The sequence below is a fragment of the Xenorhabdus siamensis genome, from assembly GCF_037996745.1.
GTDB lineage: Bacteria > Pseudomonadota > Gammaproteobacteria > Enterobacterales > Enterobacteriaceae > Xenorhabdus > Xenorhabdus indica.
Genome location: NZ_JBBMXE010000012.1, coordinates 251,010 through 264,265 on the forward strand (window position 1 = coordinate 251,010; position 13,256 = coordinate 264,265).

Sequence of the window (13,256 nt, forward strand, 5' to 3'; positions counted from 1 at the left end):
GGATAGATAGTATGTCTGAAATGACTCCTCGCGAAATTGTCAGCGAACTTGACAATCATATCATCGGTCAGGATAAAGCAAAGCGTGCTGTTGCCATTGCGCTGCGTAACCGCTGGCGTCGTATGCAGTTGGATGAATCACTGCGTTACGAAGTAACTCCGAAAAATATTCTGATGATTGGCCCAACCGGTGTTGGTAAGACCGAAATCGCCCGTCGTTTGGCAAAACTGGCCAATGCACCTTTTATCAAAGTTGAAGCAACAAAATTCACTGAAGTCGGTTATGTCGGTAAAGAAGTTGATTCCATTATTCGTGATCTGACCGACGCTGCCGTGAAAATGGTTCGCCTGCAATCCATTGAGAAAAACCGCCACCGTGCCGAAGAACTGGCTGAAGAGCGTATTCTGGACGTTCTGTTGCCACCAGCAAAAAATAACTGGGGGCAGCCTGAAGTTCAACCAGAGCAGTCCTCAACCCGCCAGACATTCCGCAAGAAACTGCGTGAAGGCCAATTGGATGACAAAGAAATCGAGATCGAAGTTGCGGCTGCTCCTGTTGGTGTTGAAATCATGGCACCTCCGGGAATGGAAGAGATGACCAATCAATTACAGTCCATGTTCCAAAACCTGGCTGGCCAGCGTCAAAAAAGTCGTAAGCTGAAGATCAAAGATGCGTTCAAACTGCTGGTGGAAGAAGAAGCTGCGAAGCTGGTTAACCCTGAAGAGTTGAAACAGCAGGCGATTGATGCAGTTGAACAGCACGGTATCGTCTTTATTGATGAAATCGATAAAATTTGTAAACGTGGTCAAAGCTCCGGCCCGGATGTTTCCCGCGAAGGCGTTCAGCGTGACCTATTGCCATTGGTTGAAGGTTGTACCGTTTCCACCAAACACGGTATGGTAAAAACCGACCACATTCTATTTATCGCTTCAGGCGCATTCCAGGTTGCCAGCCCTTCTGATTTGATCCCAGAGTTACAAGGACGTCTGCCTATCCGTGTTGAATTGCAGGCACTGACAACTGAAGACTTTGAGCGCATCTTGACTGAGCCGAATGCTTCACTGACAGAACAATACAAGGCACTGATGGCCACTGAAGGCATGAATATTGAGTTCACCGCTGACGGTATTCGCAGAATTGCAGAAGCTGCATGGCAAGTTAATGAGACAACTGAAAATATTGGTGCCCGTCGTTTGCACACTGTGCTTGAGCGCATGATGGAAGACATCTCTTTCGAAGCCAGCGAATGTCAGGGTCAATCTGTTGAAATCAATGCTGACTATGTCAAAACACACTTAGATGAGCTGGTAGCTGATGAAGATCTGAGCCGTTTTATCTTATAATCGGTTTAGAGCCTGATGCAACAGCAGCAAAAAATGGAATGGGAGGCTTACCTCCCATTTTTCTTTTTCTTAAACCAAAATCTATTACACTGAAATGTTTGATAGCAATATGAGTTCAATAACAACGGGTAATCAGATACAGGCATGGCTGGAAAGCTTACGCCTCAAAACGCTTCCACTTGCTGTAGCAGCCATTATGACCGGATCTGCCCTCGCTTCATGGGCGGGTCATTTCAAATGGTCGGTAACGTTGCTGGCCTTATTAACTGCTTCCCTGCTACAAATTCTGTCCAATCTTGCCAATGATTATGGTGATGTCACCAAAGGTAGTGATACAGAAAAACGCATCGGCCCAATGCGCGGTATGCAAAAGGGCTTGATCACAGCACAACAAATGCAAACCGCATTGAAAATTACCGTGTTGCTCTCTTGTCTCTCAGGAATTTCTCTCATCATCGTTGCCTGTCATAGCCCAAGCGATATTATCGGTTTTCTGGGCCTGGGGTTACTGGCGATCATCGCTGCGATTACTTATACGGTAGGCGCTAAACCGTATGGTTATATGGGATTGGGTGACCTTTCTGTCCTTATTTTCTTTGGTTGGTTCAGTGTCCTTGGTACTTACTATCTGCAAGCCAATACTTTTTCTCTGGATACTGTTCTGCCTGCAACAGCCTGTGGATTACTCTCAGTGGCGGTGTTGAATATTAATAACTTGCGTGATATCGAAACAGATCGCCAAAATGGCAAAAATACACTAGCGGTCAGGCTAGGTGGAAAAAAAGCCCGCTACTACCATGCAACACTGCTTACAGGTGCTATGCTCTGCTTTGTCATCTTTACCCTCTTATATCTAATCAACTGGTATAATTGGTTATTTTTACTGTCTTTTCCCTTGTTATTGCAGCATATGTTACAGGTACTGCGCGATCCAACAGCCAAAGGTATGCGCCCCAAGCTGGTACAAATGGTCAAGGCTGCATTATTGACTAACACTCTGTTTTCCATTGGATTGATACTTAATTAAGCGAATACATATCAATTTTATACACACGTTTTAAGATTGATGATTTTGCCAACACTGGCCTTAAAAGGATATACTGTTCGTTCCTTGCATAAACCAGACGTAAATCCCATGAAATATGATACTTCCGAACTTTGTGATATCTATCAAGAAGATGTAAACGTGGTAGAGCCATTATTCTCCAACTTTGGTGGGCGTACTTCATTTGGTGGTCAAATCATCACAGTGAAATGCTTCGAAGACAATGGATTGCTTTATGATTTACTGGAAGAACATGGACGTGGACACATTTTGCTCGTCGATGGTGGTGGATCGGTACGCAAGGCTCTTGTCGATGCCGAGCTGGCTCAACTTGCTGTCAATAATGAATGGGAAGGTATCGTCGTCTACGGTGCTGTGCGTCAGGTAGATCACCTTGCTGAACTTGATATTGGCATTCAGGCAATGGCTGCTATTCCTGCTGGCTCCAACAACGAAGGTATCGGAGAAAGTGATATCAGGGTGAATTTTGGTGGCGTAACTTTCTTTTCCGGTGATTATCTTTATGCAGATAATACAGGGATGATCCTATCAGAAGTTCCGCTGGTGATGGATGACGATAGCGATGATGAAATGTAATATTTGGATAAACCTATACCCTAACCCTATCATCAATCGCCACGATACATAAAAAAGGGCGCAGTTATCGCCCTTTTTTCGCAAAACTATCGAATACCTTACTGAACATCTTCCATCTTACCCAACAAGGTACGTAAGCGATCTTGCCATGCTGATTGTTCTTGTTTGAGCTGTTCATTTTCACGTACCAGCGAATCACGGCTATCTGTCACATTTTGGACATCCTGAGATAACGCTACGTTCTTTTCTTTTAATTCTTCAATTTCCATTTGCAGCAAAGTGATGGTATCAATTGCCTGCTGAACTTTAGATTCTAGCTTTTCAAAAACTTCAAATGACATTCTCGAGCCCCTCTTATAAGCAATGCCTTGATTGTATTTAGCCTGTTAACAACTGTCTAGTTTCATACTTCCAATGTGTGGCATAACGAGAAATATAGTGACTAATCCTAAATGGAGATAAGATCACATTTCAACGACCAATAAAACCACAATTAAATGCGAATCCGCTCATTTTGTTGACGCAACACGCAGATTTCAATTTCGCTATTTCTCGTTTCCGCTCATTAACGATAAATTCACATCGCCTTTCTCTGCGTAACCAGAACGCAGCAAGAAAGGACTAATAATTAATCTCCTCTCTCTGTACTTTTTATAGGATATAGAAATGAGTCAGACCACCACTCCAACATTATCAGGTCAATGCATTTCAGAATTTCTGGGTACTGCATTACTTGTTTTCTTCGGCTTAGGCTGTGTTGCTGCTGCCCGTCTTGCAGGAGCACAACTGGGTCTATGGGAAATCAGCATCATCTGGGGCTTTGGTGTTGCCCTAGCTGTTTACCTTACTGCCGGAATCTCTGGTGCACACCTGAATCCAGCAGTAACCATTGCGCTATGCCTATTTGCCAGTTTTGACAGAAAAAAAGTACTTCCTTACATCATTGCCCAAATGTTAGGCGGTTTTGTCGCCGCAGCTATCGTCTATATGATGTATTACAACCTTTTCCTTGATTATGAGCAAGTTCACAACATTGTTCGTGGATCACAAGAAAGTCTTTTCACGGCTGGAGTATTTTCCACTTACCCTGCATCACAAATTTCCGTATTCCATGCATTTATTATTGAAGTTATCATCGCGGCTGTTTTGCTTTGCCTGATTCTGGCACTAACAGATGATGGCAATGGCATTCCACGTGGTCCTTTGGCACCACTGATTATCGGTATCTTAATTGCTGTTATCGGTGGATCTTTTGGCCCCCTGACCGGATTTGCCCTAAATCCCGCTCGTGATTTCGGCCCTAAATTAGTTGCTTATTTAGCCGGATGGGGAAATATTGCTCTGACTGGTGGCCGGGACATTCCTTATTTCCTTGTTCCGTTGGTCGCCCCTATTGTTGGTGCAATTCTGGGTGCATTTGGTTACCGCAAACTGATTACCCGCCATTTACCCCGTGGAGCTTAGTTTTGCTACCCTTAACAGATGATAACAGATAAAAAATAAAAAAATTATTGAATAAGACCAGGTTATAGTTATGACAACAGAAAATATGACGGATAAAAAATATATCGTTGCTTTGGATCAGGGGACGACCAGTTCACGAGCAGTAATACTTGATCACGACGCTAATATTGTCTGTATTTCACAACGTGAATTTCCACAAATATATCCTAAGCCAGGCTGGGTAGAGCACGATCCAATGGAAATCTGGGCCAGCCAAAGCTCAACATTGGTCGAAGTGCTGGCAAAAGCAGATATCCGCACAGATCAAATTGCCAGTATTGGTATCACTAATCAACGAGAAACAACTATCATCTGGGAAAAAGAAACAGGTAAACCTGTTTACAATGCCATTGTATGGCAATGTCGCCGGACAGCAGATATTTGTACCAAACTGAAGAAAAAAGAAGGTCTGGAAGAATATATCCGTCATAACACTGGTCTGGTGATTGATCCCTATTTTTCCGGCACAAAAATAAAATGGATCTTGGACAATATCGAGGATGTCCGCCTGCGTGCTGAAAATGGCGAACTGTTATTCGGCACAGTTGATACCTGGTTGGTTTGGAAAATGACACAAGGGCGCGTGCATGTTACCGATTACACCAACGCTTCCCGTACCATGCTGTTCAACATCCATAATCTCGACTGGGATCAGAAAATCCTTGATGAGTTGGGTATTCCTCGCGTTATGTTGCCAAAAGTTGCTGCATCTTCTGAAATTTATGGTCAAACCAACATCGGTGGTAAAGGCGGTACTCGTATTCCTATCGCAGGAATTGCAGGGGATCAACAAGCGGCGCTCTATGGTCAGTTATGTGTCCATCCTGGCATGGCAAAAAATACTTATGGCACAGGCTGTTTCCTGCTGATGAATACGGAACTGATGCCGTACGTTCCAATCATGGGCTGCTAACTACCATCGCCTGTGGGCCACGAGGTGAAGTCAACTATGCGCTGGAAGGCGCCGTATTTGTTGGTGGTGCGTCTATTCAATGGCTGCGTGATGAACTGAAACTTATTGCAGATGCAGCAGACTCCGAATACTTCGCCAAAAAAGTAAAAGACAGCAATGGCGTTTATGTCGTTCCGGCCTTTACTGGTCTTGGAGCTCCTTACTGGGATCCTTACGCCCGTGGCGCCATTTTCGGCCTGACTCGTGGTGCAAACAGCAACCATATTATTCGTGCAACACTCGAATCCATCGCTTACCAAACCCGTGATGTATTGGATGCAATGCAAGCCGATTCTGGTACACGCCTGCAAGCACTGCGCGTAGATGGTGGTGCGGTTGCCAATAATTTCTTGATGCAATTCCAGTCTGACATTCTCGGCACACGTGTCGAGCGCCCTGAAGTACGCGAAAGCACAGCATTAGGTGCCGCCTTCCTTGCTGGTTTAGCTGTCGGTTTCTGGAAAGATCTTGACGAAGTGAAGAGTAAAGCAACTATCGAAAAAGAATTCCGTCCAAGTATTGAAACGACAGAACGTAATCACAGATACAACGGTTGGAAAAAAGCGGTTGCCCGCGCTCAAGAATGGGAAGACCGCGCTTGAAAAAACAAGCCTTCAAGGTGAAATAAATCCCGCATTGAAATACGAAGCTCTGACATTACCGTACTTCTGACATGGCAGTACTGCTCTGTCAGAGCTTTCTAACTTCGATATTGTTGCCTACTACCGATATTGCCTGTCTTTATCCGACGGTATGTTCCTGATGCTGGATCCGCTGAGAAATTGGCAGCCAGCACAATAAAATAAGCAGAGCCATAAAGAACATCAGCATACCAACGCTGAACTGGCTATTTTGTGGCAACATCGCCGATAACCATGTAGCCACGCCAGATCCTATATTCTGTAATCCTCCCACCAGTGCCCCTGCTGCACCAGCCAAATAAGGAAATGGCTCCATAGCACCCGTCGTTGCCAGCGGGAACAGCATACCAGCGCCAAAAAAGAACAATGCAGCCGGGATCAACAGCGTCCAGATATTGATAATCCCCAACCATCCTGGCAACCACATCAACGCTCCTGCTAACAAACAACAGATGACGGAATTCCACATTAATTGATAAAACGTTTTGTTTTCACGTCCTGCATACCATGAGCCCAGAAATGCCGCAGGGATCGGCAGAATAAACAGAATACTGACAGTTAAACTGTCCAATCCTAAAACAGCCCCCATCAAAACCCCACTGCTAGCCTCAAAAACAGCCACACCCGCCAGACTACCTACCAACATAATCAGGTAAGAAACAAAAACTCCATTGGATAACAATTGGTGGAAAGAGATCAGCATCGTGCTCTGTTTTGTTTGCTCCGGGCGGGTTTCCGGCAAATGCCGGAATAAAAACAAAGTTACAATTGCTCCCAACAGCAATAAAAACAAATAGCAAGCACGCCAACCAAAATAATGACCTACGATACCGCCTACCATCGGTGCTAATAAAGGGCTGACCAATATCGCCATATTCAACAGACTATTGGCATAACGCAACTCTGCTCCCGTATATAAATCTCTTGGCGTAGTACGCACCATTACTCCTCCGACCCCCGTGCCCAAGCCTTGAAATACACTGGCTATTACCAGCACTAACAAACTAGAAGAAAACAGTGCACAAGTTGTGGCAACCAGAAAAATTGACATTCCTGTCAAAATAACGGGACGACGGCCAATTTTATCCGATAATGGCCCATAAAAGAGCTGTGAGAGTCCATAAGAGAATAAGTACGCCGCCATGACACGCTGTACTTCACCCGCAGGTTTCCCAAAGTAATTCGCCATATCTGCAATCACTGGAACATAAATTGTCTGGGTCATCTGCCCGACAGCAGCCAACGCAATTAACATCAGCAATAAATTGAAATGCACTATTTTTCTCATCGCATTCACATACAATGTTATTTAAACAAAATACACGTGTACTCAGTTTCATTTAAGGAATAACAGCAATAACAAAGCCCCCAGGTTGTTAATAAACAAACCTGACGTACTGACTTCATTAGATTGAATTTTCCCGGTCAAATTTATATTTTTTCTTAGCAGTATACAATTTCACACATAGAAAAAATGGCAGTCATATTCCCCACAAATGTCAATAAAAATGTACATATACCCCATAAAAATAGCAAAAATATAGTCAATGAGACTGTGACACGTAATCGATAAGGCTATTTCTCTCAATCGCGTAAAATCTCGTCAAAGGAGCGCCAATCCACTCCCATCTATTTACTCCGTATTGTTACTCACTCAGTATCGTGTAGAGAGGCTAAATGCAATGGCAAACTGGGTTACAGGAAAAGTCACAGATATAATCAATTGGACAGACTCACTATTCAGTATCAAGCTATGTGCACCAATAGAAAAATTCACTGCTGGTCAATTTGCAAAACTTGCTCTCGAAGTTGAAGGGGAGCGCATCCAACGAGCTTATTCTTACGTTAATTCTCCCAATGACGATAATCTTGAGTTTTATTTAGTCACCGTGCCGGAAGGAAAGCTCAGTCCGCGACTTGCGACCTTGCAGAAAGGTGATGAATTACTGGTCACAGAACAAGCGGCAGGTTTTTTTATCCTTGATGAAATTCCTGACTGTCAAAACCTGTGGATGCTCTCAACCGGGACAGCCATCGGGCCTTACCTTTCCATTCTTCAGCAAGGGAGTGATTTGGAACGATTTGAAAATATCGTTCTGGTGCATGCCGTCAGGCTGGAGCAGGATTTAAGTTATTTATCACTCATGCAGCAATTAGAGAAATCTTTTCAGGGAAAACTGCGGATCCAAACTATCGTCAGTCGGGAAAAATGTCAGAATTCATTGATGGGGCGGATCCCGGCACTCATTGAAAATGGTGAAATGGAAGCAGCCGTCGGTTTATCTATGCAGGCAGAAAACAGCCACGTGATGCTGTGCGGAAACCCTCAGATGGTCAGAGATACCCGGCAACTACTGAAAGAACAGCGCGGCATGGAAAAACACCTGCGCCGTAAACCGGGCCATGTTACCAGCGAACAATACTGGTAACGATCAACCATGACTTTTACTTCTTATCCCCTCTTCAATGATCTTCATCTTTCAAGACACCGCTTTACTGGCGGTATCTTGGAATCTGCTGAGTATATAAATCTATTAGGTATATACAGTTAATCAACGTTTTTGTATCGAATTATCAGCAGAAATGTGATCAACCCTTTCTGCCGATTTGCCAAAACGGTTTGGCCCTTCTGTTCCACGAAATACACCGCAATCCAGCATAATCATGACAAAAATCAGTGTCGGAATAAAACGACCAATACCCCATTGCCATATCGGTGCCATTGCGCTCCAATCAAGGGAAAGCAACACCCAGGCCAATGCCAGCAGTAACGTCCATCCACCACGTTTATTACGGTCATGCAGGCGTTTCGAAAAAATTGCTGTTGTCGGATACAATATCAAGGCCGAACTTACCGCTGCATAATTCATGGGGAGAACATTCATTCCATGCAGAGTCAAGAGCATAAAAATCAGGGCGAAACAGATACCGATTCCGACCCAAAATTCCCGCCGCCCAATGCGACCTTTGAATGAGAATCCCCATTGTTGTAATGTCATGTATTCTTTTCCAATTGTAGATGCTGTTTTTCTACTATTTACTATTTACACTTTATTTCTGCGCTTGACACTCGGCGAGTAACAACATGAAAACAGGCATAAATAAACTTCTGGTGACAATATTAATCGCTTTTAGCATCGGTTTACCATTCTCAACTTCTGCGGGTGAGCCTTCTGTCACATCAGATATACACCCGCAACTCATGTATCTCTTGCCAGATTCCCCAGCTTTTGAAGATACCATCCCGACATTCCGGGAAAAATACAACAAAAAACACCCTGAAACTATTCTGCATGAATATAAGGTGATTGCGAGCAAAGATATCTCACTGCCTTTTATCCGCGCCGCCAGTAAGATCAACGAAAAAATCTACTCTTCAGCCGTACTGGAGAGAGGCAGCGAGAAAATTAAAAGCCTGCAAATTACTTTACTGCCTTCCCAAAATGAGCTGGAAAAAGAACAGAACCTTTTGCTGACCAAACAGTATATCGTTGCCTTGATCGGCCAATTTGAACCAACACTTTCCCCAGAACAAATTAAAGAGAAAACGGAGAAACTCCTTAAGACGGCAGAAAAGCAGTCATTTTACAGCCAGAAAATGGGAGCAATACGCTATATCATCGTAAACAGCAGCGAAAATATAATGACCTTCGCTATTGAACCGATTAAGCTATCGCTATCTGACGTACCAGCAAATGAAAATTAGTGACATAGCGCAGAGCTATTCTGGCCGATGATCTTTATACTGTCGGCCTTCCACTTAAATGACATGAAGCCATTCATTGAAGAATATTAATTCAGTTCGCAATTTAATTATTTTCTGGTTGGAGGGAAAAATATGCGACATCCATTAGTTATGGGTAACTGGAAACTCAATGGCAGTACCCACATGGTTAACGACCTGATCGCAGGCCTGCGTAAAGAACTGAGCAACATTGACGGCTGTGACGTCGCTATCGCACCACCAACTGTGTATGTTTCTCTGGCAAAAAGTGCACTGGCTGGCAGCCGTATCGCTCTGGGTGCACAAGATGTTGGCGTTAACCTTTCTGGTGCATTCACAGGTGAAACATCGGCAGAAATGCTGAAAGATGTGGGCGCAAGATATATTATCATCGGCCACTCTGAACGCCGCACTTACCACAAAGAAAGCGATGAGTTCATTGCAAAAAAATTTGCTGTCCTGAAAGAACAAGGTCTTATCCCGGTTCTGTGCATTGGTGAAACCGAACAGGAAAACGAAGCGGGCCAGACAGAAGCAGTATGTGCACGCCAAATCGATGCTGTTCTTAACACATTGGGAGCAGAAGCCTTCAAAGGTGCAATCATTGCTTACGAGCCAGTTTGGGCAATCGGCACCGGCAAATCAGCAACCCCTGCGCAAGCCCAGGCTGTCCATAAATTCATTCGTGACCACATCGCTAAACAAGATGCAGCCATTGCTGAGCAAGTTATCATCCAATACGGTGGCTCTGTTAACGCCGGTAACGCGGCTGAATTGTTTACCCAACCAGATATCGACGGCGCTCTGGTTGGTGGTGCATCACTGAAAGCTGACGCTTTTGCTGTTATCGTGAAAGCGGCTGCGGAAGCGAAAAAAGCATAAAATGCCCAATCAGTTACAAAATAACCGCCACCAAGTTATCTGGTCGCGGTTATTTTTCTAATTCTTATTTCTTCTAGCCATTATTAGCGCCGAATAATCTCATCAAATATGCCACCAGTAGCAAAGTGTTCCTTCTGTGCTTTTTTCCAGCCACCAAATACCTCATCAATTGTAAATAATTTCAACTCAGGGAAAATAGCACGGTACTTTTCTGCAATGGCTTTATCACGGGGACGATAATAATTTTTTGCAGCAATTTCCTGCCCAATCGGTGAATAAAGGTATTTCAGATATTCGGTTGCCAATTCGCGTGTACCTCGTTTATCAACGACTTTATCGACAATAGCCACCGTTGGTTCTGCCAGAATAGAAATGCCTGGAGTGACAATTTCGAATTTTCCTTCACCTTCCTTATCTAAAGCATTAATCGCCAGCAATGCTTCATTTTCCCATGCAATCAGTACATCGCCGATCCCGCGTTCAACAAAAGTATTGGTTGCTCCACGAGCACCAGAATCCAATACTTCAACATTTTTATACAGCGCCTTCACAAATGCTTTTGCCTTAGCTTGATCCTGATTGTTGTGCACCAAACTATATCCCCAGGCAGCCAGATAGTTCCAACGTGCACCACCAGATGTTTTGGGATTTGGTGTTACAACAGAAACATCAGGACGGATCAAATCTGACCAATCTTTAATCTGTTTGGGATTCCCTTTTCTCACCAGAAAAACAATCGTTGATGTATAAGGCGCGGAATTATCCGGTAAACGCTGGAGCCAGTTTTTAGCAATACTACCACGCTCTGCAATCGCATCCACATCATATGCCAACGCCAATGTTACGACATCTGCCTGAAGGCCATTAATCACTGAAGTTGCCTGCTTGCCTGAACCACCATGCGATTGTCGGATCGTTACCCGTTCTCCGGTTTTCTGCTGCCAATATTGACTGAATGCCTGATTATATTGTTGATACAACTCACGCGTCGGATCATAAGAAACATTCAAGAGTTGCACATCTTTCGCCCATACCTTTCCTCCTGTCAATATGACCAAGAATAACATTATCAGAGCAGAATACCTTGTCGTGCTCCAGTTCATTATCTTCCATTGCTTAACCTCCCATTGCGTAACCATCGTAAAATGCTCTCCTAAATTATTTATGATTTTCTCCATAAAAACTGACAGAAAGCGTTCTGACGCAGAAATAATTTAAAATTTCCACTTATTCACAACAGGAATATGACGAACAAAAAAGAACAGCCATATATATCATATGGCTGTATCTGAAAAATGAACTTACTAGTAGGGAAGAGGAGTAACCAGAACAGAATCAGTAGAGTTTTTTCGCTGTTTCCAACCAATCTTTCTTAAAGAAACGCTGCATATTTTGCACCGCATCAATAATATCATGATGGATAAGTTTCTCATTCTGGATACCAACACAGCGGCCACCATGACCTTCCAGTAGCAACTGGACAGAATAAGCCCCCATGCGTGATGCCAGAATGCGGTCATAAGCCACCGGCGCACCGCCACGCTGAATATGGCCTAATACCGTTGCACGAGTTTCATGGCGTGTTTCTGTTTCAATATATTTTGCCAGCTCATCTACATCACAAACATGTTCAGTAATAGCGACGATGGCATGACGTTTACCTTTCTGGATACCAGCTTTAATTTCTGCTAATAGTTCTTCACGATCAAAAGGAATTTCACGTTCAGGCAGGACAATAAACTCACATCCACCGGCAATCGCTGCGGATAGAGTCAGATCACCACAATAACGTCCCATTACCTCAACAATAGAGATACGTTTGTGGGAAGTTGAGGTATCGCGCAGACGATCAATCGCTTCAACAACCGTCTCCAGTGCCGTAAAATAACCGATTGTATAATCAGTTCCCGCCACATCATTATCGATCGTACCGGGCAGACCGATACATGGGAAACCTGCCTCAGTCAGCTTTTTCGCTCCCAGATAAGAGCCATCACCACCAATCACCACCAGCGCATCAATTTCACTTTTGCGCATATTTTCAATAGCGATTTCCCGCACCTTATCATCTCTGAACTCAGGAAAACGCGCTGATCCTAAAAACGTTCCACCACGATTAATCATATCGGAAACGCTAAAGCGATCGAGCTTCTTCATCCTGTTTTCATACAACCCCAGATAGCCATCATAAATACCATAAACTTCTAACCCTTCGGTTAAAGCGGCACGAACAACTCCACGAATAGCGGCGTTCATACCCGGCGCATCTCCGCCACTCGTTAAGACTCCGATTCTTTTAATCTTGTTGATCATGATGACCTCTGACTTATAGATGTAATATTTGCCAATCTGCTGACTGCCTTCCCTGACAGGAAGATTTACAGCAGATTTTGCCAAACCTGATTGTCACTTCATTAGCTGAATTGATTCAACAGTGCCCATGATACGGAAAAATACTCAGTCTGCATTAATATTTTGTTTACTTTTTGACGATTTTTTGATTATGAATAAATTCTCCCATCAATTCCTACAATTTTTACGTGCCACTGGCACAATAGGCAAGGATCTT

At 43.8% G+C, this 13,256-nt stretch carries 12 protein-coding genes and 1 pseudogene; 8 read left to right on the plus strand and 5 right to left on the minus strand.

The genetic code is table 11. The features are described 5' to 3' along the window. Positions 1-11: 11 nt before the first annotated feature. From hslU to rraA, 3 genes are all read left to right on the plus strand, one after another. Entirely contained in the window at positions 12-1,343 is a 1,332-nt protein-coding gene (hslU, locus tag AAC852_RS13400; protein ID WP_340621437.1) for an HslU--HslV peptidase ATPase subunit, read from the plus strand. Positions 1,344-1,452: 109 nt separating this feature from the next. Next, positions 1,453-2,370, plus strand: a complete 918-nt coding sequence (locus AAC852_RS13405; protein WP_340621438.1) for a 1,4-dihydroxy-2-naphthoate polyprenyltransferase — start codon at positions 1,453-1,455, stop codon at positions 2,368-2,370. 108 nt (positions 2,371-2,478) lie between these two features. Continuing rightward, positions 2,479-2,985 (plus strand): ribonuclease E activity regulator RraA, encoded by a 507-nt coding sequence (gene rraA, locus AAC852_RS13410; RefSeq protein ID WP_340621439.1) that lies wholly within the window; start codon positions 2,479-2,481, stop codon positions 2,983-2,985. A 98-nt stretch (positions 2,986-3,083) separates the two neighbouring features. Here the strand turns inward: rraA and zapB are convergent, their stop codons facing one another. Next, positions 3,084-3,326, minus strand: coding sequence for a cell division protein ZapB (gene zapB / locus AAC852_RS13415; protein ID WP_340621440.1), 243 nt, complete (start codon positions 3,324-3,326; stop codon positions 3,084-3,086). 325 nt (positions 3,327-3,651) lie between these two features. Between zapB and AAC852_RS13420 the strand changes: the two genes are divergently transcribed. Both AAC852_RS13420 and glpK read left to right on the plus strand, forming a co-directional pair. Continuing rightward, the gene (locus AAC852_RS13420) at positions 3,652-4,449 is read left to right on the plus strand and encodes an MIP/aquaporin family protein (protein WP_340621441.1); all 798 of its coding nucleotides are present in this window, start codon (positions 3,652-3,654) and stop codon (positions 4,447-4,449) included. A gap of 70 nt (positions 4,450-4,519) precedes the next feature. Next, a pseudogene (gene glpK / locus AAC852_RS13425) lies at positions 4,520-6,042 on the plus strand (glycerol kinase GlpK). Between the two features lie 139 nt (positions 6,043-6,181). Here glpK and emrD read toward each other — a convergent pair. Beyond that, positions 6,182-7,369 (minus strand): multidrug efflux MFS transporter EmrD, encoded by a 1,188-nt coding sequence (gene emrD / locus AAC852_RS13430; protein ID WP_340621442.1) that lies wholly within the window; start codon positions 7,367-7,369, stop codon positions 6,182-6,184. Positions 7,370-7,763: 394 nt separating this feature from the next. Between emrD and fpr the strand changes: the two genes are divergently transcribed. Next, positions 7,764-8,510: a ferredoxin--NADP(+) reductase gene (gene fpr, locus AAC852_RS13435; RefSeq protein WP_340621443.1), complete on the plus strand. Its 747-nt coding sequence runs from the start codon at positions 7,764-7,766 to the stop codon at positions 8,508-8,510. Between the two features lie 123 nt (positions 8,511-8,633). Here fpr and AAC852_RS13440 read toward each other — a convergent pair whose 3' ends face one another. Beyond that, positions 8,634-9,080 carry a DUF805 domain-containing protein gene (locus AAC852_RS13440; RefSeq protein WP_340621444.1) on the minus strand — a complete coding sequence of 149 codons (447 nt, stop codon included), beginning with the start codon at positions 9,078-9,080 and terminating at the stop codon, positions 8,634-8,636. 86 nt (positions 9,081-9,166) lie between these two features. On the opposite strand from AAC852_RS13440, the gene AAC852_RS13445 reads away from it, so the two are divergent. Both AAC852_RS13445 and tpiA read left to right on the plus strand, forming a co-directional pair. Further along, positions 9,167-9,787: a DUF1454 family protein gene (locus AAC852_RS13445; protein ID WP_340621445.1), complete on the plus strand. Its 621-nt coding sequence runs from the start codon at positions 9,167-9,169 to the stop codon at positions 9,785-9,787. Between the two features lie 132 nt (positions 9,788-9,919). Beyond that, positions 9,920-10,687: a triose-phosphate isomerase gene (gene tpiA / locus AAC852_RS13450; protein WP_340621446.1), complete on the plus strand. Its 768-nt coding sequence runs from the start codon at positions 9,920-9,922 to the stop codon at positions 10,685-10,687. A gap of 83 nt (positions 10,688-10,770) precedes the next feature. Here the strand turns inward: tpiA and AAC852_RS13455 are convergent, their stop codons facing one another. Both AAC852_RS13455 and pfkA read right to left on the minus strand, forming a co-directional pair. Then, a complete protein-coding gene (locus AAC852_RS13455; protein WP_340621480.1) occupies positions 10,771-11,754 on the minus strand; it encodes a sulfate ABC transporter substrate-binding protein in 984 nt (327 codons plus the stop codon). A gap of 268 nt (positions 11,755-12,022) precedes the next feature. Then, the gene (pfkA, locus tag AAC852_RS13460) at positions 12,023-13,000 is read right to left on the minus strand and encodes a 6-phosphofructokinase (protein ID WP_340621481.1); all 978 of its coding nucleotides are present in this window, start codon (positions 12,998-13,000) and stop codon (positions 12,023-12,025) included. Between the last annotated feature and the right edge of the window lie 256 nt (positions 13,001-13,256).